Annotated in this window: 16 protein-coding genes; 9 read left to right on the plus strand and 7 right to left on the minus strand. The window is 67.9% G+C overall.

Annotated features, from left to right (window positions below; translation table 11 throughout):
- Positions 1 to 17: 17 nt before the first annotated feature.
- Genes FBZ89_RS20930 through FBZ89_RS20940 form a run of 3 tightly spaced genes read left to right on the plus strand, consistent with a single transcriptional unit; the run spans position 18 to position 3,947 of the window.
- Entirely contained in the window at positions 18 to 1,973 is a 1,956-nt protein-coding gene (locus FBZ89_RS20930) for a HAMP domain-containing methyl-accepting chemotaxis protein (protein ID WP_145751840.1), read from the plus strand.
- Positions 1,974 to 2,858: a CheR family methyltransferase gene (locus FBZ89_RS20935; RefSeq protein ID WP_246172400.1), complete on the plus strand. Its 885-nt coding sequence runs from the start codon at positions 1,974 to 1,976 to the stop codon at positions 2,856 to 2,858.
- A gap of 6 nt (positions 2,859 to 2,864) precedes the next feature.
- Positions 2,865 to 3,947 carry a protein-glutamate methylesterase/protein-glutamine glutaminase gene (locus tag FBZ89_RS20940; RefSeq protein WP_145751841.1) on the plus strand — a complete coding sequence of 361 codons (1,083 nt, stop codon included), beginning with the start codon at positions 2,865 to 2,867 and terminating at the stop codon, positions 3,945 to 3,947.
- Positions 3,948 to 3,982: 35 nt separating this feature from the next.
- On the opposite strand, the gene FBZ89_RS20945 is transcribed toward FBZ89_RS20940, so the two are convergent.
- The 6 genes from FBZ89_RS20945 to FBZ89_RS20970 all read right to left on the minus strand — a co-directional run bounded on the left by FBZ89_RS20945 (position 3,983) and on the right by FBZ89_RS20970 (position 12,455).
- On the minus strand, positions 3,983 to 5,086 hold the full coding sequence (locus tag FBZ89_RS20945; protein WP_145751843.1) for an amidohydrolase family protein: 1,104 nt from the start codon (positions 5,084 to 5,086) through the stop codon (positions 3,983 to 3,985).
- A gap of 9 nt (positions 5,087 to 5,095) precedes the next feature.
- Entirely contained in the window at positions 5,096 to 8,119 is a 3,024-nt protein-coding gene (locus FBZ89_RS20950) for a TonB-dependent receptor (protein ID WP_186457484.1), read from the minus strand.
- 41 nt (positions 8,120 to 8,160) lie between these two features.
- Entirely contained in the window at positions 8,161 to 9,057 is an 897-nt protein-coding gene (locus FBZ89_RS20955; RefSeq protein ID WP_211115300.1) for an N-acetylglucosamine kinase, read from the minus strand.
- Positions 9,058 to 9,121: 64 nt separating this feature from the next.
- Positions 9,122 to 10,279, minus strand: coding sequence for an AgaS family sugar isomerase (locus FBZ89_RS20960; RefSeq protein ID WP_145751846.1), 1,158 nt, complete (start codon positions 10,277 to 10,279; stop codon positions 9,122 to 9,124).
- Entirely contained in the window at positions 10,279 to 11,565 is a 1,287-nt protein-coding gene (locus FBZ89_RS20965; protein ID WP_145751847.1) for a D-tagatose-bisphosphate aldolase, class II, non-catalytic subunit, read from the minus strand. Before FBZ89_RS20965 ends, FBZ89_RS20960 begins: the two co-directional genes overlap by 1 nt.
- The gene (locus FBZ89_RS20970) at positions 11,562 to 12,455 is read right to left on the minus strand and encodes a DMT family transporter (protein ID WP_145751975.1); all 894 of its coding nucleotides are present in this window, start codon (positions 12,453 to 12,455) and stop codon (positions 11,562 to 11,564) included. Before FBZ89_RS20970 ends, FBZ89_RS20965 begins: the two co-directional genes overlap by 4 nt.
- Positions 12,456 to 12,655: 200 nt before the next feature.
- On the opposite strand from FBZ89_RS20970, the gene agaR reads away from it, so the two are divergent.
- Both agaR and FBZ89_RS20980 read left to right on the plus strand, forming a co-directional pair.
- Positions 12,656 to 13,447 (plus strand): transcriptional repressor AgaR, encoded by a 792-nt coding sequence (gene agaR / locus FBZ89_RS20975; RefSeq protein WP_145751849.1) that lies wholly within the window; start codon positions 12,656 to 12,658, stop codon positions 13,445 to 13,447.
- Between the two features lie 110 nt (positions 13,448 to 13,557).
- On the plus strand, positions 13,558 to 15,636 hold the full coding sequence (locus FBZ89_RS20980) for a glycoside hydrolase family 36 protein (protein ID WP_145751851.1): 2,079 nt from the start codon (positions 13,558 to 13,560) through the stop codon (positions 15,634 to 15,636).
- A gap of 90 nt (positions 15,637 to 15,726) precedes the next feature.
- Here FBZ89_RS20980 and FBZ89_RS20985 read toward each other — a convergent pair whose 3' ends face one another.
- A complete protein-coding gene (locus FBZ89_RS20985; RefSeq protein WP_145751852.1) occupies positions 15,727 to 16,596 on the minus strand; it encodes an SDR family oxidoreductase in 870 nt (289 codons plus the stop codon).
- Between the two features lie 159 nt (positions 16,597 to 16,755).
- On the opposite strand from FBZ89_RS20985, the gene FBZ89_RS30960 reads away from it, so the two are divergent.
- The 4 genes from FBZ89_RS30960 (at position 16,756) to FBZ89_RS21000 (ending at position 22,880) form a co-directional block, all read left to right on the plus strand.
- A complete protein-coding gene (locus FBZ89_RS30960) occupies positions 16,756 to 16,929 on the plus strand; it encodes a hypothetical protein (protein ID WP_186457485.1) in 174 nt (57 codons plus the stop codon).
- 156 nt (positions 16,930 to 17,085) lie between these two features.
- The gene (locus FBZ89_RS20990) at positions 17,086 to 18,243 is read left to right on the plus strand and encodes a porin (protein ID WP_145751854.1); all 1,158 of its coding nucleotides are present in this window, start codon (positions 17,086 to 17,088) and stop codon (positions 18,241 to 18,243) included.
- Positions 18,244 to 18,478: 235 nt separating this feature from the next.
- Positions 18,479 to 21,937 carry a hybrid sensor histidine kinase/response regulator gene (locus tag FBZ89_RS20995; RefSeq protein ID WP_145751856.1) on the plus strand — a complete coding sequence of 1,153 codons (3,459 nt, stop codon included), beginning with the start codon at positions 18,479 to 18,481 and terminating at the stop codon, positions 21,935 to 21,937.
- Positions 21,930 to 22,880, plus strand: a complete 951-nt coding sequence (locus FBZ89_RS21000; RefSeq protein WP_145751858.1) for a response regulator transcription factor — start codon at positions 21,930 to 21,932, stop codon at positions 22,878 to 22,880. Before FBZ89_RS20995 ends, FBZ89_RS21000 begins: the two co-directional genes overlap by 8 nt.
- The last annotated feature ends 58 nt before the right edge of the window (positions 22,881 to 22,938 follow it).

Here is a 22,938-nt window from a genome sequence, read left to right on the forward strand (position 1 = left end):
ATCAAGGAACCTTCGCGATGCGCATGACCATCAAGCTGAAACTGGGGCTGACCTTCGCGGTTATCGTCGCGTTGTCGACCACCAGCGCCGTCCTGGGCATACAGAAATTGGCCGCCCTGGATGAAAGCCTGCACCACATGGTCCAGGGGCCGATGCAGCAGATCAAGGTGGCCCAGGATCTCTACACCGATCTCATGACCGTGACGCGGTCGGAGAAGAGCCTGCTGTTGGCGGACAGCAAGGAGCTGGTGAGCCAGTACGAGGCGCGCATCACCAAGGAACAGCAGGCCCTGGAGGCCGACCGCGCCAAGCTGGACTCCCTCACCAGCGGTGAAAGCAATAAGAAGGTGGCGGCCTTCACCGCCGTTTGGAAACAATTCCTGCCCATCCAGAACCGGGTCATCGCCCTGGCAAAAAGCGAGCAGCGGGACGAGGCCGTGCGCCTGTCCCGCGTCGAGGGACGGCAGGTGCTGGACAGCGCCGACGCGGCGCTGGACGAAGTGGTGGCCCTGGCCCAGGCGAACATGACGCAGACGGAGGCCGCCGCCAGCGCCCAGTATGACGCCGCGCGGACGGTACTGACCGCCACGGTCGCCGTCTCTCTCCTGATCGCGCTGGCCGCCGCGACCTGGATCCTGGTCAGCATCAGCCGTGGGCTGCAGGGCGCCATCCGCCTGGCCAACGGCGTCGCGCGCGGCGATCTGGACCAATCGCTGGCCGTCAGGTCCGATGACGAGATCCGGGATATGGTGAACGCCCTGAACACCATGATGCACAATTTGCGGGCGACGGCGGGCATCGCCGACACGGTGGCCAACGGCGACCTGACGGTGGAGGCCAAACCCCTGTCCGACAAGGATACGCTGGGCATCGCGCTGAAGCGCATGATCGCCAACCTGCGGGCCACGGCGCAGGTGGCCGACACGGTCGCCGACGGCAACCTGACGGTGGAGGCCAAGCCCCTGTCCGACAAGGATGTCCTGGGCCTGGCGCTGCAGCGCATGGTCGAGAAGCTTCGGGATGTCGTGGGCGAGGCGACGTCGGCCTCGGACAACGTATCGTCGGGCAGCCAGGAGCTGTCGGCGACGGCGGAGGAGCTGTCGCAAGGGGCGACGGAGCAGGCGTCGGCGGCGGAAGAGGCGTCGGCGTCGATGGAGCAGATGGCGGCGAACATCAAGCAGAACGCGGACAACGCCAGCCAGACGGAAAAGATCGCGCGGCAGTCCGCGGCGGATGCGCAGACGAGCGGCGAGGCGGTGACGCGGGCGGTGCAGGCCATGCGGACCATCGCGGAGAAGATCACAATCGTGCAGGAGATCGCGCGCCAGACGGACCTGCTGGCCCTGAACGCGGCCGTGGAGGCGGCGCGGGCGGGCGAGCACGGCCGGGGCTTCGCCGTGGTGGCGTCGGAGGTGCGCAAGCTGGCGGAGCGCAGCCAGACGGCGGCGGCGGAGATCAGCACCATGTCGTCGCAGACGGTGCAGGCGGCGCAGGAGGCGGGCGAGATGCTGACGCGCCTGGTGCCGGACATCAAGAAGACGGCGGAGCTGGTGGCGGAGATCAGCGCCGCCTGCCGGGAGCAGGACATCGGCGGGGAGCAGATCAACCAGGCGATCCAGCAGCTGGACAAGGTGACGCAGCAGAACGCCAGCGCGTCGGAACAGATGTCGGCGACGTCGGAGGAGCTGGCGGCGCAGTCGGAGCAGTTGCAGGCCAGCATCGCCTACTTCCGGGTGGATGGGGCGGCCTCCGCACCGGCCGCGCGCCGGCCGTCGCGGCCGGTGGCCAGCGCCGCCAAGCCGGCCCCCTCCCCGACCCGCCCTGCGAGCCCGCGGGCCGCGAACGGGCACAATGGCCGCGCGGCGCCCGCAGCCGTGCGCGTCGGGGCCGGTCGCAAGGCCGCCACCGGCTTCGCCTTGGACCTGACCAACGGCGCCGGCGATGCCCGCGACGCCGAATTCGAGAAGTACTGAGTGTTGGCGGATCACGGGGAGGCGGCCTCCAGGGCGGCAGCGGCGGCTGCCGCCGACCGCCTGGGCGCGCGCGACTTTCGTCGGCTGGCCGCCTTCATCCAGGACTACAGCGGCATCAAGATGCCCGAGAGCAAGCGGACCATGGTCGAGGGCCGCCTGCGCAAGCGGGTGGTGGCGACGGGGGCGGCCGACCTGGCGGACTACTGCGCGCGCCTTTTCGACGGCGGCGGCCTGGCGGATGAGGCCATCCATCTGATTGATGTCGTCACCACCAACAAGACGGAGTTCTTCCGCGAGCAGGAGCATTTCCGCATCCTGGAAGAGGTGGCGCTGCCGGAACTGCTGGCCCGGCGCCGCGCCGGACCGTATACCAGCTTGAAAGTCTGGAGCACCGCCAGCTCGATCGGGGCCGAACCCTACACCCTCGCCATGGTCCTGGCCGATGCCAGCCAGCGTCACGGCGGCTTTCGCGTCGATATCGTCGCCACCGACATCTCCACCCGCGTGCTGGAAACGGCGGCCACCGCCATCTATCCGGAGGAGATGATCGCCCCCGTGCCGCCGGAGATGCGCCAGCGCTACCTGCTGCGCTCCAAGGACCGGGCCCGGCGCCTGGTGCGCATCGTGCCCGAGCTGCGCCGCATGGTGCGGTTCGGCCGGCTGAACCTGATGGACGCGACATACCCGGTCGATCGCGACCTGGATGTCATTTTCTGCCGCAACATCCTGATCTACTTTGACAAGCCGACGCAGCAGGCGGTGCTGGCCCGCCTATGTGACCACCTGCGTCCCGGCGGCTACCTGTTCCTGGGGCATTCGGAATCCCTGGCGGGCTCCGGCCTGCCGATGCGTCCGCTGGGCGCCAGCGTCTTCCGGCGGGAGTGATCCGCCATGCTCCGCAAGATCCGCGTGCTGGTCATCGACGATTCCGCATCGGTCCGCCAGGTCATGACCGACATCCTGCAATCCGATCCCGAGATCGACGTGATGGCGACGGCGTCCGACCCGTTCGTCGCCGCGCGCCGCATCCAGCAGGAGGTGCCCGACGTCATCACCCTGGATGTGGAGATGCCGCGCATGGACGGCATCACCTTCCTGCGGCGGTTGATGTCGCAGCGGCCGGTCCCGGTGGTCATTTGCTCCTCACTGGCCGAGGCCGGATCGGAAACGGCCAGCCAAGCCTGGGACGCCGGCGCCGTCGATATCATCCTGAAGCCCCGCGTGGGCACGGCCGAGTTCCTGCAGGACGCGAAGATCCGCATCTGCGATGTGGTGAAGGCGGCAGCCAGGGCCCGGCTGAAGCATGTGCCCGTGGCCCCGCGCGTGCGCGAGCCGGAACGCAAGCTGACCGCCGATGTCGTCCTGCCGCCGCCGCTGGTCCGCCACCACGCCATGGCCCGAACCACGGAAACCGTGATCTGCATCGGCGCATCGACCGGGGGCACGGAATCCCTGCGGGTGGTGCTGGAAAGGCTGCCGGCCGCCAGCCCCGGCATCGTGGTGGTGCAGCACATGCCGGAGAAGTTCACCGAGGCCTTCGCCCGCCGGCTGAACGGCCTGTGCGAGATGGAGGTCAAGGAGGCGGAGGACGGGGACACGGTGATGCGTGGGCGGGTGCTGATCGCGCCCGGAAACCGCCACATGCTGCTGCAGCGCAGTGGCGCCCGCTATTACGTCTCGGTCAAGGACGGCCCCCTGGTGTCGCGCCACCGGCCGTCCGTAGACGTGCTGTTCCGGTCGGCGGCCACCCATGTCGGCCCCAATGCCGTCGGCATCCTCATGACCGGCATGGGCGACGATGGCGCGCGCGGGCTGCTGGAAATGAAGGGGGCCGGCGCCCAGACCATCGCCCAGGATGAGGCCACCTCCGTCGTCTTCGGCATGCCGCGGGAGGCCATCGCCCTGGGCGCCGCCGACAAGATCCTGCCCCTGGATCAGTTGGCCATGGAAATCATCCGGGTGGGTAACCGGTGATCCCCATCCCGTGACGCGGGGGGGGCGGCGGTGATCTACGGCCGCAGATGAAACTCGCGGCGGGCGTTGGACCAATAGATCTTGTCGATCACCGCCTTCGGCAGGCCCAAACCCTTGACCTCGGCATTCACCGCATCGATCCGCTGGCTTGCGGTGGTGGCCAGGTAGCGCCAGTCCGAGCGCCAGAAATGATCGGCCTCCGCCGCGATCCCACCCCCTTCACGGGGCGGGTTCTGGGCGCGCTCCTGCGGTGAGGGCGGGTTGTCGGTCAGGTCGGTGCCATACAGCAGCCGGTCCTGGTAGCGGATGAAGAAGGCCCGCACCTTGTCGTGGTCGCGCACCGACTGGTACTGCACATTGCTCAGGCGGGCGGCCAGATCGACCACCGCGTTGGGATGGGCGTCGAGGAACCTGGCCAGCAGATCGACATCCCATTCCAGGCTGCCCATATGTGCCCCGTCCACCGCCAGGTCGGGATGGCGTTCGATCATCCGGTCGCGCGCCGCCAGGATGGTCTCCAGGCTCGGCTGCTCGGGGTGCAGGTACATGTGGTATTCGGGGTGCTCGCGGAAATAGCTGCGGTCGTTCTCCGTCGTCATCTGGTCCAGCGGCAGCCAGCAATTCTTCGGCTCGCCCTGATGCGCGATCAGTGGAATGTGCTTCTCCGCCAGATGGTTCATCACCGGGTCGAAACCGGGATCGTCCAGCATGATCAGCTGGCCCTGGGCGTTCCTTTCCACCATGCCGATGTTCTTCCACACCTTGACCGCCAGCGCGCCCTGGGCGAATTCGGCGTCCAGGTGGCGGATGGTGCCGGCGGCCCAGCCCTTCCCGCCATATCCCTTCATGGAAAAGGTGGTCGCGAAGTGAAAGCGCCCGGGGTCCAGCGCCGTCAGCGTGTGCGCCACCTTGGCCTGGTCGGCCAGCGGCGGGAAATCGGGATAGTCGACGTTGATCGACAGCAGCTCGAACCCGTCCTTGCGGGCGATGTCGAGGAACTCGGATCCCTGCCGGTTGGCGTGGACATGGGCGTCGAATTTGGGCACCGAGGCGAAATCCGCCTCGGTGTAGAGCAATTCGTCGGCGTCCGCCGCGAACGCGATCAGCGTCACGGCGAATGCCAGTGCAAGCTTGGACATGCTTCGCCCTCAGAATTGATAGGCCGCGCCGGCCACGAAGGTGCGGCCGTAGGCGGAATATCCGGCACCCACGCCGCTGGCGCTCTGCCCCACCGACTGGCCGGGCGCCCAGGGCAACAGCGGATTGCCGTTGAGGTAGGTGCGCGCCACCGCGTTGGTCAGGTTCTTGGCCTCCACATAAACGTCGAAGCCATGCAGGAACTTGTAATGGACGCTGGCCGTGACCCAGTCGAAGGAGTCGGCCTTGGCCGGCCAGCCGGGCACCTCGGTGCACATCGAGCAGGCGTAGGTGTAGCCCGACGCGTGGTCCCAGGTGATGTCGCCGGACAGCCCGTCCTTGTCGTAGATCAGGCTCAGTGACGAGGTTATGGGCGGCACCGGGTCGATCGCGCCCAGCGATTTGCCGTTCTGGTCGTAGCCCTGGCTGCTGGTGGCGGTGAACTGGGCATGGATGCCGACACCCAGATCGGTCATGTGCTGCCAGGTCAGCTCGATGCCGGCGAAGGTGCTCTTGGCGCCGTTGGAGGGGGCCGTCACCGTCCACAGGAAGGGCGTGCCGGGCACGGTGCCGGGCGGGCCGCCGACATACTGCATGGTGCCAAGATCCACGTTCGTCGACACGCCTTCATAGATGTCGTCGCGGATCCGCTTGCCGAACAGGGCGACGGTGAAGGCGGCATGCGGCATGTAGTACCATTCGGCCGACAGATCCGCCTGCCAGGCCTTGATGGGGCGCAGGCCGGCGGTGCCGCCGTAGAACAGCTGGGGCTCGCCGTTGATGGCGTTGTTGGACGAGGTCGGCGCCAGTTGGTTGAGGTTGGGGCGCGACAGGGTCTGGGCCACCGCCGCACGCAGCTGCAATTCCTCCGGCATGGCCCAATAGGCGAAATTGGCGGACGGCAGCGGGATGATGTACGAGCCGTGCGAGGTCGAGGCCTGGCCGGTGGCGTATTGCACGTTCCAGGTCTGGGTGGCGCCAACGGCGGTCGGGGTCCATAGCGACACCGGCACGGCCGCGGCGGTGCTGGCGTCGGTTTCGGTGCGCACCACGCGCACACCGACATTGCCCGACCAGCGCGCGCCCGACATCTCCGCCTCGACATAGAAGCTGTCGGTGCGCTCCTTCACGCTATAGGAATTGTAGGGGTTTTCCTGCGGCAGGGTCTGCGAGAAGTCGAACGCCGTGTAGGGTGCTTCGCAGACGGTCGGGTAATTCTGGCAATAGAAGGGGTTGGGCTTGCCGTTCAGGCTCTTGAGGAAGTTCAGCAGCGCCGCCGAGTTGAGGCGCGGCAGGGTGGTCGGGAAGGAACCGCCGGCGCCCTGCATGAAATTGGGCGGGCTGACCATGGTGACCACGTCATAGCCCTGCGAGGCGAAGGAATAGGGGTTGCATTGGATGGGGCAGCCGGCGGTGTTGTATAGGGTGCCGTACTGGCCCGAGCCGTTGTCCCAGTCGTTGCTGATGTCCAGGCGGCTTTTCTCGCGCCGCGTCTCCCCCCCGCCGAAGGTGAGGCGGTCGATGAAGAAGGCGTTGACGTCATAGGTGCCGTCGAGATTGATGCCGCGCACCTGGTCCTTCACGGTGTAGCCGTTGAGACCGACATAGTGGGTCGACCAGTATTTGTTGTCGTTGAGGAAGCCGGAGTTCATCAGCGCCGTGTAGGAGCAATATCCGGCATTGGTCGAACTGGCCGTTCCCGACGGGCAGGCGCCGAGGCCAAGCTGGCTGGGCGGTATGGCGACGTTGAGGCTGGGCAGTCCGCGCACATTATCGGACATGTTCAGGATGTCCTCGGCATAGGGCGTGGCGGACACCAGGCCGGCGGTCATGAAGGTGTCCTTGCCGCCCTCGGGCCGGTCGGCGGCAGAGCGGTAGGCGTCCAGCGCCAGGGACAGCCGTGACGTGGCCTGCCACTTGGCATTCAGGCCGACCAGCGAGGTATCGACCTTGCGGGCCACGGTGTTGTTGACCATTTCCGGCTGGAAGTCGTTGACCGACACGCCGCTGATGATGCCGTTCTGATAGGTGGCGTTGCTCCAGGTCGGATTGCCGTTCTGGTCGCTGCCGTAGGGGAAGTAATAGCTTTCGTTGTAGCCGACCTGCGGATCCTGCAGCCGGGTCCACAGGCCATCCACGGCGATCTTCAGCGTGTCGGTCGGGCGCCATTCGATGCTGCCCGACACCGCGTCGCGCTTCTTCTCGTCATAGATGGAACCGAAGGTGATGCAGCAGGGCGTCGCCGCCAGGGCGCGCGGATTGCCGCTGCCGTCGAACGGATAGGTGTTCGGGCCGTAGATGTTCTGCTGGTAGGCGTTCAGCGAGTCCGTGCGGATATTGTTGTCCGAATGCACGGCGCCGATCAGGATTCCCCAGGTGCCGGTTGAATCGGTATCGGACAGGAAGGCCGTATATTTCTGGCCGTGCAGGGTCGACATGTCGTTGTAGTCGCCCTCGGCATGGACGCCGCCATGCAGGCCGGGATTGTCGAAGGGGCTGGCGGTGCGCAAATTCACCGTGCCGCCGATGCTGCCCTCCAGCGCCGACGCCTGGGGCGATTTCAGTACGTCGGCGGCGGTGATGACCTCGGACGGCAGCACGTCGAAGGCCAGGTCGCGGCCGTCGTCGTCGGTGGCCAGGACGCGGTTGTTCCAGGTGACGATGTTGTACTGCGCCCCCAGGCCCCGCACGCTGACCTTCTGCCCCTCGCCGCCGGTGGTGCGCGAAATGGTGATGCCGGGCAGATGCGCCAGTGAATCGGCGACGTCGGCGTCGGGGAAGCGCCCCAACTCGGTGGAGTTGATGGAATCAAGGACGACGGAGGCGTTCCTTTTCACCTCCAGCGACTTTTCCAGGTCGGCGCGGATGCCGGTGACCACGATCTCCTCCAACTCGCCCGTGGCGGAGGGACCATTGGCGGCACCGGAACCCGCCGATTGCGCCCAGGCCCCGCCCCCGCATCCCATCGCCAGGATCATCGGCAGGATCCAGGCGCTTTGCGGCGTTCTGTGGGTCGTCTTAAGACCTCTCCTCATTCTTTCCACCTCCTGTTCGGTCGCGGCATTCGAGGCCGCTTTCATTTTGATGCGAGCGTCGTCACCTGCTCGCGGCTGAAACGGATCCCGCCGGCGCGGGCGGCATAGAGTGCTGCACCGACCACGGGGGTCAGCAGCGGCGGCCGCAGGCGATAGCGATGGCCGCCGGCCTCCAGCGCCGCGGCGAAGGGGTCGAGCACCAGGGCGCCGGCGCGGAACACCCCGCCGACATACGACAGGGCCAGTTCCTCGCCCTCCGGCACGCCAAGACCCGCGCGCACGGCGTCGGCCAGACGGGCCAGCTCGCCCCCGGCGCGGATGAAGATCGCCCTGGCGGCCTCGTCACCGGCCTCTGCGGCGGCAGCCACGGCCTGCGATACCTGGGCGACAGCGCTGCGCGCGGCACCGCCCGGCGTGTTGACCAGGCCGCACAGATCGATGTCGCGGGCCAGCTGGAAGCGGGCGCGGACCAGATCGAGCAGCGGACCGGGCGGCATGCGCCCGTCGCTCATCTTCGAGAACAGGCCCAGCCCCTCGCGGCCGATCCAATGGGCCGAGCCCTCGTCGCCGAAGACCTCGCCCCAGCCGCCGGCGCGGGCGCCACGGCCCTGGTATTCGCCGTAGGCGATCGAGCCGGTGCCGGCCGTGATGACGATGCCGTCCTCGCACGCCAGGGCGCCCGCCCAGCCGCCGACCATGTCGTTGCCGCAGCTGTACCGGCCGCCGGCCATGGCGGCACCGGCCGCGTCCGCCAGGACGGGATCGGTGGCCGGATCCTCACCCACGGTGGGCAGGCCGAAGAAGGCGTGGCGGATGGCGGCGGGCGGCAGGCCGGCCTGGGCCAGCACCGCGCGCACGCCATCGTTCAGCATGGCGCGCACCCCCTCGATCCCGACCTCGGGATGGTAGGAGGAACCGCCCTCGTGGCGGGCCAGCACCGCGCCCTCGGGCTGAGCAGCAGGAAGGCGGTCTTGGTGCCGCCGCCATCGACGCCGAGGAACATCAGGCCCTCCCCGGCTCGGGATAGATGGTCACGCCCTGCACCACCCGGTTGACCGCCCCGGTGCGGCTGGGGTTGTCGGGGGTGCGGCCCAGGGCCAGCGAGCGGCCCAGGGCGAAGGCCTGGGCCCAGGTCAGGTAGGGGAAGCTCAATTCGGCATCGGATGCGCCATCCAGGCCGGGCAGCAGGTCGGCGCCCAGGCCGTCCAGGCCATGCCCCTGCCCCGCCAGCACCAGCAGCCGGCCGGCGATGCCGTCGCCGGCGATCTCGCGCGCCACGTCCAATTCATAGCGGCGCGCCTGCGGGTCGTTGGACAGGAACAGCACCACCAGGGTCTCCCCATCGACGAAGGTCTTCGGGCCATGGCGGAAGCCCAGCGGCGTCTGGGCCATGGCGACGATCTCGCCATCGGTCAGTTCCAGCAGTTTCAGCGCCGCCTCGTCCGCGATGCCCGCCAGGCCGCGGCTGCCCAGGTAGACCACCCGCCTGAACCCGCCCCCGGCGGCGGCGGCCAGCGAGCCGCCATGATCGGCGGAAACCAGGTCCGCCGCCGCGCCGATGCGGGCGACATCGACGGGCTGGTCCGGCAGCAGGAGGCGCCGCGCCGCCAGCGCCATCGAGGTGAAGCTCGACGTCATGGCGAAGCCCCGGTCGTGGGTCGCCTCGGGCAGCAGCGCGACCAGGCTGCCCGGCCTGCCGTGGTGGCGCCGATACAGGGCGCCGTCGCCGTTGCAGGTGACGATCAGATGGCGGCACTGGGCCAGATAGGTCTCGGCAATCTCCGTGGCGGCGACGCTCTCAGGGCTGTTGCCCGAGCGGGCGAAGGACACCAGCAAGGTCGGCACGTCGCGCTGTAGGAGCTGGCCGCCGCCGACCACCAGATCGGTGGTGGCGATGGCTTCGACCCTACGGCTGAGCCCGGCCAGCAAGTCCGGCACCAGCGAGCGGCCGATATAGTCGGAGCTGCCGGCGCCGGTCAGAACCACCCGCAGGTCGGTGTGCGCCATCAAGGGTGCCAGGAACGCCTCAACGTGCGGGCGCAGCGCCTGGATGAGCTGCTCGGTGGCGACCCACATGGCGGGTTGCTGGCGTATCTCGCGCGCAGTCCACCCGCCGCCGCGCGCCTCCAGCTCGTCGGCGGCCAATCCGGTGAAAGTCATTAATGGGTGCTCCGTTGATCGCAGGCGCGGGAGTACGGGGTCAGCGTCTCCCGGATGTGGTGGATGACCAGGTCCTCGCCCTTCAGGGCCAGCGCGCCGGCGCGGATCGCCTCATAGGCGGCGGGCATGTACTGGCTGACCAGGGCCAAGGGGGGCGGGTCGGCATCGAACGCGGCGCAGAGCCGCCTGACCGCGCGGGCGACCCGGCCGGCCGGCCAGTAGTAGCGGATGCGGTCGGACAGGCTGTATTGCAGCTGGAGATCCAGCTCGGCGCCCCGCCCCTCGTAATAGGGCTTCCAATAGGTCGGGTCGTCATGCATGGCGGCCAGCACGGTGTCGCGCAGGCTGGCGGACCGGTCGTCGCCCTGCCATTCCTGGCCGATGCGGTCCAGGGCCCACAGTGCCTCCCTCAAGGCGAAGGTGACGCCGGGACCGACCTTGAGGATGGCGAAATGGTCGCGCACCAGGGCGGCCAGGGCGGCGGCACTTTGGTAATCGGTGGAATGGGCCTCGAACACCAGATGCGGCTGGCTCTCGATCGAGGCGCTCAGTTTCTCCGCCTTGGCCGGCACATAATCGACCACGTGGTGGTTGTCGAACTCGACGCCCGGCTGGACCACCAGACCGACCACCCGATCCCATGCCGCCTCCAGCCCGTGCCGGACGAAGGCTTGCCGATGCGCCTCGATGGTGGCGCGCGCGGCGTCGGGATCGGTCACCGCCAGTTCATCCAGCACTTCCTGCGCGCCGCCGGGGACCGGCACTTCCGAACCGATGATGTAGACCGGCGGTTCGCCGCCGGCGTCTTTCCAGGCCGCCTCGGTGCGTTCGCACAAGGTGGCGGTGCGCTCGGCGATCACCGCGTCGGAAAGGCCGCGCGGATCGCCGCCGCAGGACATCGAACAATCCAGATGGATCTTGCGGAAGCCGGCCGTCACATAATCCGCCACCATCACGGCGGCCCGCTTCATCGCTTCCTCGGCGTCCATCGCCCGCCAGGCATTGGGGCCGAGATGGTCGCCGCCCAGCAGCACACGGTCGCGCGGCAGGCCGGCCTCGTCCGCCAGGCCCAGGACCAGGTCGCGGAAGCCGTCCGGGCGAAGGCCGGTATACCCCCCCTCCTGGTTCACCTGGTTGGAAGTCGCCTCGATCAACGCCTGGCCACCCGCCTCGCGGGCATGGCGCAGCGCCGCCTTGATCGCCAGCGGATGGGCGCAGCAGACGGAATAGATGCCGACCGGTTCGCCGGCGCGGTGCCGTTCGATCAGATCGAGTATCGCTTTCATGCCTGGTCCTCGGGTTCAATGGTCAGGAGGGCCGCCGCGGCGAAGGCCAGTCCGATGCCGGCCAGCTTGGGGACGGCGGGCACCAGCCCCAGCGCAGCCAGCGAAATCAGCGCGGTGATCAGCGGGGCGCCGGCATTGGCCAGGGGCGAAACGACGATCGCCCTGCCGTGGCGGAAGGCGTAGACCAGGGTCAGCGCCCCGATCGAATTCAGGATCTGGGTGGCGGCGGCCAGGCCCGGGCCCGACCAGCCGTAATTGATCGGCTGCGAGAAGTCGGTCATAGCCAGGGCGACGGGGGCCAGCAACAGCCCGGTCAGCGCCATGTAGGCGAAGATGGCCTCGGCGCTCATCACCGGCGCCGCGTATTTCATGAAGAAGCCCTGCACGCCCCAGGCGACCAGCACCAGCAGCGCCAGCACGAACCAGGCCAGGCCCTGCCCGGTCCCGGCGCCGCCGGGTGAGAAATCGAACAGCGGCAGCGCCACCAGGGCGCACAGGATGCCCAGGCCGCCGATCCAGGTCACCCGCTCCCGCAGGAGCGTGGCCGACAGGACGATGGTGACCAGCGGCGACAGGGCGATGACCGGAAAGATCAGATAGGTCGGGCCGATCCGCACCGCGTGGAACAGGACCATCTGGCCGCCGGCACCCAGCAACCCGACCGCCGCGCCATAGATCAGGGAGCGGCGATCCCATGGCCAGTTCCAGTCGACCCGCCACAGGGCGTACAGCGCGGGCGGGATCATGGTGAACGCCCACACGACGTAGATCAGCGTCTCGGGAAAACCGTTTTCCGCCGGGGCACCGGCAAAGGCGCCCCACACACCCCACAAACCGGTGGTCAGCAGTGCGAAGAGCAGCCAGGGACGGCGATAGGCGGGGATGGCCATACTGGACACGCGGCACTCCCTTGAGGTTCGTTTTGCTAAGTTTCGTTTTCTTGTCACTTCGCGACCTTACTGAAAGAAGATGGAAAACGCAACACACTGAATCGCGCGCTTTGAAGCGAATCCCTGGCGGGCGGTTTTTCCAATTGACGCGCCTGGGCAAGTGCCGCACTCGTAGGCGTCCAAGGTCAGGAAAACGAAAGATGAGCATCAAGCGCGATACCAGCGAGCGGCGCAGCCAGATCAGCGCCATGGTGCGCCAGCACGGCAGCGTCCAGGTGGCGGACCTGGCCAAAAGGTTCCGCGTTTCGATGCAGACCATCCGCAAGGATTTGCACTTCCTGACGGAGCACGGCGTCACCGCACGCTCTTATGGCGGCGCCATCGCTTCCGACGTGGTCGGCTCGGCGACGACGGCTGCCATTGAGTCCCCGGTCGCCGCCAAGCTGGAGCTGCAGCACGCGGAGAAGGAGCGCATCGGCCGCTTCGCCGCCGGGCTGATCAACCCCGGTGAGTCCATCGTGCTGGATTCCGGTACAACCACCCTGCAAATCGCCCGTTTCCTGCCGGATATCGAAGATTTGACCGTCGTCACCAACGACCTCAACATCGTGACCGAGCTGGCCGGCAAGAGCCATATCCGCGTGGTGCTGATCGGCGGAGAACTGCGGCGCAAGAACATGGCGTTCTACAGCGCCCAGACGGTGGCGGCGCTGAGCGAGCTGGCGGTCGATAAGCTGTTCCTGGGCGTCGACGGCATCGACATCGAGCGGGGCATCACCACCCATCACGAGGCCGAAGCCATCCTCAACCGCAAGATGGCCGACGTGGCCCGCCAGACCGTCGCCGTCACCGACAGTTCGAAATTCGGCCGGGTCTGCCTGCATCGCATCATCGGCGTGGGCGAGATCGACATGCTGATCACCGACGAGGCGGCACCCGATACCATCGCCACCGCCTGCCGGTCCCTGGGCGTGGATTTGCGGCGGGTGTAGGGACGAACGCGATCCGGTAAGTTTCGTTTTATTGCGATCTTCATATTGAATTTCGATTCCGTTCGCCATAACTTCCAAACGAACGACATCGATAATCGTCTGGACTCGCCATGAAGCAGCCTTCCTCGCGCCGCGCCTTCCTCAAGATGACGACGAGCCTGGCGCTGGCCGCGCCCATGGCCACGCCGATGCGTGCGCTGGCGTCGCCGGGGGAGGCGGTGGTGTTCGCGGATGACTGGCTGCGCATCGAATTCGACAGTCAGATGCGATCGCGCATCGCCCTGGTGACGGAGGGCAAGCCGCTGTGGTTGACCGGTTTCGACGCCGGCGAGACCCTGTCCCTGGTTGGCGGCCATGACGCCATATTGTTCGCGCTGCGCGAAACAACCGCGCAGGCCGTCAATGACCGCCATGGCCCCGGCCGCCAGGTGCGCCTGGCCGGCCTGTCCAGGCAGGGCATCGAAAAGACCCTGACCCTGCGCCAGTACGCGCGCTACCCCGGCGTGGTGTTCATGCAGGTCTCTTACCGCAACACCACCGGGAAGGCCGTGGCGGCGACCGGCTGGCGCAACGGCGCGCATCGCCTGCTGCCGCCGGGCGGCCCGGCCCCTGCCTTCTGGTCCTATTCCGGCGGCACCTATGCCGACCGGCGCGACTGGCTGCAACCGGTGAAGGCCGGATTCGCCCAGGACAATTATTTGGGCATGTCGTCCTCGGATTACGGTGGGGGGCCGCCGATCGCGGACCTGTGGCGGCGCGAGGGCGGCCTGGCCGTCGGCCATCTGGCGCCGGTGCCGGAACTGGTGTCGCTGCCGGTCAGCGAGGACAAGGGCGGCGCGCGCCTGGCCCTGACCGCCGAGCGCGACGTCGTGCTGGCGCCCGGCGGGACACTCGACACGCTGGAGACGCTTCTGGCCGTGCATGCGGGCGACTACTTCCCGGCGCTCGACGCCTACCGCCGCATCGCCGCCGACCGGGGCGTGCGGCCGCCGCAACCCTCCGCCGCCTCGTTCGAACCCATCTGGTGCGCCTGGGGCTATGAGCGGTCGTGCACGCCAGAGCTGATCGAGGCCACCGTGCCCAAGGCCAAGGAATTGGGGCTGGACTGGGCGGTGATCGATGACGGCTGGCAGAAGGCGATCGGCGATTGGGTGGTCGACCCCGCCAAATATCCCGGGCGCGAGGCCGATTTCCTGAAACTGGTGGACGGCATCCGCCAGGGTGGCCTGAAGCCGCGCCTGTGGTACGCGCCGCTGGCGGCGGCGCCCGGCAGCGACCTGCTGCACGACCATACCGACATGCTGCTGCTGTCCAAGGAGGGCGCCCCCCAGCTGGTCACCTGGTGGAACAGCTTCTACCTGTGCCCCGCCTATGAGCCGACCCGCGCCCACACGGTGGCGCTGGTGAGGAAGTTCCTGGGCGAATGGGGGTTCAAGGGGCTGAAAATCGACGGGCAGCATCTGAACGGCGTGGCCCCCTGCCACAACCCGGCGCATAACCATGCCCGGCCCGAAGAGTCGGTCGAGGCGCTGCCCGGCTTCTTCCGCGCCATATACGAAGCGGCGATGGCCATCGACAAGGACACCGTCGTCGAACTCTGCCCCTGCGGCACCGCCTACAGCGTCTACGACTTCCCCTACGTCAACCAGGTGCCGGCCTCGGACCCTGAGTCCTCGTGGCAGGTGCGGTTGAAGGGCAAGACACTGAAGGCGCTGATGGGTCCGTCGGCGCCCTTCGCCGGCGACCATGTCGAGTTGTCCGACGGTGGTGACGACTTCGCCTCCACCGTCGGAATCGGCGGGATCGTCTCGACCAAATTCACCTGGCCGGTGGACCCCAAGCCCAAGGACTCCTTCCTGTTGACGCCGGAGCGCGAGGCCCACTGGAGGAAATGGATCGGGCTTTACCGCGACAAGCGCCTGGCCGAAGGGCTCTATCGCGGCGACGTCTACGACATCGGCTTCGACAAGCCGGAGGGCCACCTGGTGGAAAGCGGCGGACGCTACTACTACGCCTTTTACGCGCCGCACTGGAGCGGCCCCCTAACCCTGCGCGGGCTGCCGGCCGGGGGCCGCTTCCGAGTGCACGACTATGTCGATGAGCGCGACCTGGGCGTGGTGCCGTCGGCCCATCCGGTACTGACGGTCAGCTTTGAGAAATCGCTGCTGCTGGAGGTGTCGCCGGCGTGAGCATGGGTCATTCATTCTCCGCCGGTGCGTTGCTTTCAAGGCGCGCCCTGGGCCGGCGGCCCGGGGCGCGCGCTTGAGGGAGGCTTCGGTTCAGGCCGAGGGTACGAGCCCACGCGCGAAGTCGCGGTAGGAATGCAGCGGACGGCCCAGGATGCCGGTCAGCCGCTCGACATCGCCGGCTTCGGGGATCATGCCGTCGCTGACATAGCGCTCGGCCATCAGGCGCATTTCGTAGGCCATCCACGTCGGCATGAAGCCGGCCATGGTGCGCTCGAAGCCGCTGGGGCCGTCACCGCCATAAGCGATCGGGCGCCCCAGGATGTCCGACCAAATCGCCGCCACGTCAGCCCCCGTCAGCGTATCGGGGCCCACCAGGTTGATGGTTTCGACCGGCACATCGACCGGCCCCTGCCGGCGGCGGATCAGCTCTATGGCCGCGACCTCGGCGATGTCGCGGGCGTCGACCATGGCGACGCCCTTGCCGCCGATCGGCATGGGATAGACGCCATGATGGACGATGACGTCCTTGATCATCAGTTCGTTGTCGATGAAGTAGCTGGGCCGCAGGATCGTGGCGCTGAAGCCCATCTGTTCGATCATGCGCTCGGCGCCCAGCTTCACCGCGAAGTGAGGCACGTTCACGAAGCGGTCGGCGTGGATCACCGACAGGTAGACGAGCCGCCGCACGCCCGCCTCGCGGGCGATGTTCAGGGTGATGATCGCCTGCGTGAACTCATCGCCGGTGACGGCGTTCAGCAGGAACAGTGTGTCCACGCCGGTGAAGGCGGCGCGCAGGCTGTCGATGTCCAGCAGATCGCCCCGCGCCACCTCCACGCCGGCCGGGAAACCGGCCTTGGACGGGTCACGGGTCAGCACACGAACGGGGGCGCCGCGCTTGACGAGCTGATCGACGACATGGCGGCCAACGCGGCCGGTGGCGCCAATAACAAGGATGGTCATGAGGATCACTCCAGGTTGGGGTCAGAAGACACCCTGTAAGTTACTGATCCAAATTCCACCCGATAGACGCCTATTTTGGACATGCCGTCTCACTGACGGAACACTATGGCTCCACCATGCCCCTCTCCGAGGGTTGGTTTCCCACGAGGATGCGAAAGAATGAGCGACGCTGCGGCGGGTGGCAGGGGCGGCGGGTGGCTGGGGCGGCGGGCGCCGATCAAAGGGCCGAAATTCATTCGACCACAATCGCCGAATAGTGACGCCCAGAACAAGAAAAGCGGCCAGACCATATCCAGTCCGCGCCGCAGGATAAAGACGATTTCTACCTATTGAATTCTTGTTTATGCCAGCACCATCAAACAAAACATACGCAGTTTGACGTATTATGATTTCGCCCCTCCAGCCCCATCCTGCCCCGGAAGCCGACGCCGGGACCCGAGTTCCCGGTACCGATAACGGCAACGGGACCTAAGGACGGGGGAGTACATCATGTCGGGCATCATCAACACGTCGCAACGCCGCCTGCGCCTGGCGCTTCTGGCCTCGGCCCTCACCCTGCCCGCCCTGGCGGCGCGGGCGGGCGAGACCATTTCCGCCGGCGGCGACAAATCCATCACGGTGGGGCTGGGCGTGCGCGCCAGCTTCACCAGCGTGGAGGATGGGGCGCCGGACGGCACCTCGCGTTCCGCCGATTTCAACCTGGACAGCGTGCGCCTCTACATCAGCGGCCAGCTGACGCCCATGATCAAGGCCACCTTCAACACCGAGCGGGACAGCGCCGGCCGGGTGGAGGTGTTGGACGGCTACGCCCAGTTCGAGCCGGCGGACGGCATCAACCTGTGGGTCGGCCGCATGCTGCCGCCCAGCGACCGCGCCAACCTGGACGGCCCCTATTACCTGAACACCTGGGCCTATCCCGGCACCGTGTCGCAATATCCGGCCAAGTTCGCCGGCCGCGACGACGGCGCCACCGTCTGGGGCAAGCTGCTGGACAAGAAGCTGGTCTATTCCGTGGGCGCGTTCGAGGGGCACAACCGTGTGACCGGCGCCAGCAACCAGTCCGACAACCTGCTGTACGCCGGGCGCGTCGCCTATAACTTCTTGGATCCGGAGCCCGACCCCGCCTACTACACCAGCAGCACCTACTACGGCTCCGTCGATGTGCTGACCCTGGCCTTCGCCGCCCAGTACCAGCAGGACGGCGTGGGCACGCTGGCCCGCCGGGGCGACTACGCCGCCTGGAACGTGGACGGCCTGTTCGAGAAAAAGCTGGACGGCATCGGCGTGGTGACGCTGGAGGGCGCCTATTACCAGTACGATACCGGCGGCGTGGCCGACGTGCCCAGCAGCTTCGGCGCCGCCGGCCCCACCGACAATGTCGGCGGCCTGACCCAGGGCAAGGCCTATCTGGTGGGCGGCGCCTTCCTGTTCCCGGCCAAGGTGGGCTGGGGCCAGTTCCAGCCGACGGTGCGCTACCAGCATTTCGACGCCGACCTGACCGGCATCTCCACCAGCCAGACGGACCTGGGCGTCAACTACATCATTGATGGCCACAACGCCCGCATCAGCGCCGAATATGTCATCACCAGCACCACCGGCAAATCCGACGGCAACGCCGTGGTGTTGGGCGTGCAGCTGCAATTTTAAGGAATTCAGAACCCCCATACGTCAAACGCCCCATGGGGTTCTTCCCACTCCACCCCTATCCTGCCGGCGGCGGCTAGCCACCTTGCCCCCGACTGGACCCCTTTCTGGGGGGGACAGGGTTCAGGGGGCTTCCTTACAGCCTCGCGACCGGTAAAGTCGGTCGCGGGGCCGCCTCTTTGGGAAAGAAGCACGGGGAACGATGGGGGATAGCAGGGCCGCCATTAAGGCGGGGGGCATGAGCGCGCGGCAGCGGATCGTCAGGGAACGGCGCCAATACAACCAGCTGGCCGCCAGCCAGACGCTGGAGGACTACGCCCTGCGCTTCACCGCCACGCGGGCGCGGCGCTGGTCATCCTTCCGCGTGGCCAACACCGCCTTCGGCGCCATCAGCTTCCTGGCGTGCGAGGCCATCGGCGGCAGCGCCACCCTGACCTACGGCTATGCCAACGCCAGCGCCGCCATCCTGGCCGTCGCCGTCCTGATGTTCCTGGTGGGCCTGCCCATCACCTATTACGCCGCCCGCCATGGCGTGGACATCGACCTGCTGACCCGCGGCGCCGGCTTCGGCTATCTGGGGTCCACCCTCACCTCCCTGATCTACGCCAGCTTCACCTTCCTGCTGTTCTCCATCGAGGCCAGCATCATGTCGGCGGCGCTGCAGATGGCGCTGGGCATCCCGCTGTGGCTGGCCCACATCATCAGCTCCCTGGTCGTCATCCCCATCGCCGTCTACGGCATCCGCCTGATCAGCCGCATGCAGCTGCTGACCCAGCCCCTCTGGCTGCTGCTGCAACTGGCGCCCCTGGTCTATCTGGCGCTGAACCACGGCGCGGACCTGGCCGCCTGGCGGGAATTCCCCGGCGCGTTGGGCCATGCCGACGGCCATATCGACCCGCTGCTGTTCAGCATGGCGGCCAGCATGCTCCTGTCCCTGCTGCCCCAGATCGGGGAGCAGGCGGACTATCTGCGCTTCCTGCCCACCCTGCGCAAGACCGGGCGCTGGGCCTGGTGGACGGCCCTGATCACCACCGGGCCGGGCTGGGTGGCCATGGGTGGGCTGAAGCTGCTGGCCGGGTCCTTCCTGGCGGTGGTGGCCCTGCGCCACGGCCTGTCGGCCGAACAGGCCACCCAGCCGACGGAGGTGTTCTACATCGCCTTCCAGGAGATGCTGTCGTCACCCACCGCCGCCCTGGTGCTGACCGGCGTCTTCGTCGTCGTCTGCCAGATCAAGATCAACGTCACCAACGCCTATGCCGGGTCCATCGCCTGGTCCAACTTCTTCTCGCGCCTGACGCACAGCCATCCCGGCCGCGTCGTCTGGCTGGTGTTCAACGTCATCCTGGCCCTGATGCTGATGGAGCTGGGCATCTTCCGGGTGATCGGCGGCATCCTGGACCTGTACGCCAACTTCGCCGCCGGCTGGATCGGGGCGCTGACCGCCGACCTGGTGGTCAACAAGCCCCTGGGCCTGAGCCCGCCGGGCATCGAGTTCAAGCGCGCCCACCTCTACGACATCAACCCGGTGGGCGTGGGCGCCATGGCCCTGTCGGTCGTGGCCTCCACCCTCGCCTCGCTGGGCGCCTTCGGGCCGCTGCTGGGGCCTTTGCCCCAGGCCATGGCGCCGTTCATCGGCCTGGGCGTGGCCTTCGTTACCGCCCCGCTGATCGCCAAGGCCACCCGGGGCCGCTATTACCTGGCGCGGCCCGACACCGACCTGCCGGCTGACGCGGCGGAGGCCCGCTGCGTCATCTGCGAGAACGTGTTCGAGCGGCGGGACATGGCCCATTGCCCCGCCTATGCCGGGGCCATCTGTTCCCTGTGCTGCACGCTGGACAGCCGCTGCCACGACCTGTGCAAGAAAGAGAGCCGCATCACCGACCAGTTGGCCCGCCTGATGGAAGCCGTGCTGCCCAGCCGCATGGCGGGCGGCGTCCGCACCCGCACCGCCCGTTTCCTGGGCGTCATGGCCGTCTTCACGCTGGTGAACGGCGGCCTGCTGTCCTTCATCGGCATGCAGTATGGCGCCGCCGTGCCGGAGGCGCGCGGCGTGGTCGCCACCACCCTGTGGATCGTCTTCTTCGCCCTGCTGATCGTCTCCGGCGTCGCCGCCTGGCTGCTGGTGCTGGCCCTGGAAAGCCGGCGGGTGGCGGAGGAGGAGACGGCGCGCCAGACCGGCATGCTGATGGAGGAGATCGAGGCGCATGAGCGCACCGACGCCGCCCTGCAAAAGGCCAAGGAGGTGGCGGAGGCCGCCAACGTGGCCAAGAGCCGCTACATCATCGGCATCAGCCACGAGATCCGCACGCCGCTGAACGCCATCTTCGGCTACGCCCAGCTGCTGGAACGCGACGCCAGCATCCGCAACCCGGACGGCGTGCGCGTCATCCGCCGCAGCGCGGAGCACCTGTCCAACCTGGTGGACGGGCTGCTGGACATCAGCAAGATTGAAAGCGGCCTGTTGCGCCTGACCCGCGATAAGGTGCGGCTGGTGGAGTTCCTGGACCAGATCGTGGACATGTTCCGCCTGCAGGCCGCCGCCAAGGGCATCCGGTTCCATTACGACCGCCCCGCCTACCTGCCGGCCTTCGTCCATACCGACCAGAAGCGCCTGCGCCAGATCCTGATCAACCTGCTGTCCAACGCGCTGAAGTACACGGCGCAGGGCCATGCCACCCTGCGCGTGCGCTATCGCAGCCAGGTGGCGGAGTTCGAGGTGTCGGACACCGGCTTCGGCATCCTGCCCGAGGACAGGGAGCGCATCTTCGAACCGTTCGAGCGGGGGCGGATGGCCAACGCCCGCGCCGTGCCCGGCACCGGCCTGGGCCTGACCATCACCCGCCTGCTGACCCGCATCATGGGCGGGGAGATCGCGGTCGCCAGCACGCCGGGGCAGGGCAGCACCTTCACCGTGCGCCTGCTGCTGTCGGAAGCGCAGTCCGGCCCGGACGACCCGCCGGCGGCCCGGACCATCCACGGCTATGCCGGCCCGCGCCTGCGCGTGCTGGTGGCCGACGACGACCCCGACCATCTGGCGCTGATCCAGAACCTGCTGCGGCCGCTGGACTTCCTGCTGTTCGCCGCCCGCGACGGGCGGGAGTGCGTGGAGCTGGCGCGGGAGTGCAGGCCCGACCTGGCCCTGCTGGACATCTCCATGCCCCACATGACGGGGTGGGAGGCGGCGGCGGCCCTGCGCGACCTGGACCTGCCGCGCCTGAAGATCATGATGGTGTCGGCCAACGCCCACGACTACACCCCCGGCCGCGCCGCCGCGGGTGGGGAGGATGGCGGCCGCGCTGCGCACGACGCCTTCGTCATCAAGCCGGTGGACATGGACGTGCTGCTGGAACGTATCGGCGCGCTGCTGGGCCTGGAGTGGCTGTACGCCCCGGCCGCCCCCGCGCCGGCACCCATCGCGCCATCGGACGCCGTGCCGGCCCTGGCCCAACCCCATGTAGAGGCGCTGTGGCAATTGGGCCGTATCGGCCATGTGCGCGGCATCGAGGCCAAGCTGCGCGAGCTGGAGACGGAGGACGCGGCCACCGCCGCCTTCGCCGCCCAACTGCGCACCCTGGTGCGCGCCTTCGATCTGAAGCGCTATATGGCGGTGCTGGAGGCGGCACGGACACAGACGGGAGGGGCCAATGATGATCCAGGCGATGACGGACAGGACCGGGGGAAGCACGCCGATGATTGATGCCGTCCAGACCGCTCCCGGCCGCCGCGACACCGTGCTGGTGGTGGACGACACGCCGGAAACCCTGGGCTTCCTGACCGACGCCCTGGACCAGGCGGGCCTGACCGTGCTGGTGGCGACGGACGGCGAAAGCGCCCTGGCGCTGCTGGAGCAGGTGACGCCGGACCTGGTGCTGATGGACGCCGTCATGCCCGGGCTGGACGGGTTCGAGACCTGCCGCCGGCTGAAGCGCGACCAGGCCCTGGCCCATCTGCCCGTCATCTTCATGACCGGCCTCAGCGAGACGGAGCACGTGGTGCAGGGCCTGCAGGCTGGCGGCGTCGACTACGTCACCAAGCCCATCGTGGTGGATGAGCTGATGGCCCGCATCCGCGTGCACCTGGCCAACGCCCGCGTGGCCTATGGCGCCCAGGTGGCCCTGGACACCACCGGCCGCTATCTGCTGGCCACCGACGCGCGCGGCACCCTGCGCTGGTGCACGCCCCAGGCCCAGCGCCTGCTGGCGGCCTTCTTCCCCGATGATGGGTCCGGCGGGGACGCCCCCGACCGCCTGCCCCCGGCGGTGACCGAACGCCTGGCCCAGTTGCGCCGCGATGGCGCGCCCAACCAATCCATCCTGATTGACGGCCCCGACGCGCAGGACACCCGCCGGCTGGAGGTCGCCTACCTCAGCCAGACGGAACCGGACGAGTTCCTGTTCCGCATCAGCGAGACCGGCGCCGGCCGCGCGGAACGCGCCCTGCAGCAGGCCCTGAGCCTGACGGCGCGTGAGGCCGAGGTGCTGGTGTGGATCGCCCACGGCAAATCCAACCGCGACATCAGCGACATCCTGGGCATCAGCCCCCGCACGGTGAACAAGCACCTGGAGCAGGTCTTCGTGAAGCTGGGGGTCGAGAACCGCGCATCGGCGGCCGCCGTGGCGGTGCGGGTGATGACTAATTGAATAAATCTCGAAGAACAACAAGAAAATATTTAAAATATCACTTCAGAAATTGCCATCT

Origin of the sequence: Nitrospirillum amazonense (assembly GCF_007828045.1) — a bacterium.
Taxonomy (GTDB): domain Bacteria; phylum Pseudomonadota; class Alphaproteobacteria; order Azospirillales; family Azospirillaceae; genus Nitrospirillum; species Nitrospirillum amazonense_C.

Coding starts and splice junctions, on each gene's coding strand:
- FBZ89_RS20930 (WP_145751840.1), top strand. CDS start 18: ATGCGCATGACCATCAAGCTGAAACTGGGGCTGACCTTCGCGGTTATC.
- FBZ89_RS20990 (WP_145751854.1), top strand. CDS start 17,086: ATGTCGGGCATCATCAACACGTCGCAACGCCGCCTGCGCCTGGCGCTT.
- FBZ89_RS20960 (WP_145751846.1), bottom strand. CDS start 10,279: ATGACTTTCACCGGATTGGCCGCCGACGAGCTGGAGGCGCGCGGCGGC.
- FBZ89_RS20950 (WP_186457484.1), bottom strand. CDS start 8,119: ATGAGGAGAGGTCTTAAGACGACCCACAGAACGCCGCAAAGCGCCTGG.
- agaR (WP_145751849.1), top strand. CDS start 12,656: ATGAGCATCAAGCGCGATACCAGCGAGCGGCGCAGCCAGATCAGCGCC.
- FBZ89_RS20965 (WP_145751847.1), bottom strand. CDS start 11,565: ATGAAAGCGATACTCGATCTGATCGAACGGCACCGCGCCGGCGAACCG.
- FBZ89_RS20980 (WP_145751851.1), top strand. CDS start 13,558: ATGAAGCAGCCTTCCTCGCGCCGCGCCTTCCTCAAGATGACGACGAGC.
- FBZ89_RS20995 (WP_145751856.1), top strand. CDS start 18,479: ATGAGCGCGCGGCAGCGGATCGTCAGGGAACGGCGCCAATACAACCAG.
- FBZ89_RS20945 (WP_145751843.1), bottom strand. CDS start 5,086: ATGTCCAAGCTTGCACTGGCATTCGCCGTGACGCTGATCGCGTTCGCG.
- FBZ89_RS30960 (WP_186457485.1), top strand. CDS start 16,756: ATGAGCGACGCTGCGGCGGGTGGCAGGGGCGGCGGGTGGCTGGGGCGG.
- FBZ89_RS20970 (WP_145751975.1), bottom strand. CDS start 12,455: ATGGCCATCCCCGCCTATCGCCGTCCCTGGCTGCTCTTCGCACTGCTG.
- FBZ89_RS21000 (WP_145751858.1), top strand. CDS start 21,930: ATGATTGATGCCGTCCAGACCGCTCCCGGCCGCCGCGACACCGTGCTG.
- FBZ89_RS20985 (WP_145751852.1), bottom strand. CDS start 16,596: ATGACCATCCTTGTTATTGGCGCCACCGGCCGCGTTGGCCGCCATGTC.
- FBZ89_RS20940 (WP_145751841.1), top strand. CDS start 2,865: ATGCTCCGCAAGATCCGCGTGCTGGTCATCGACGATTCCGCATCGGTC.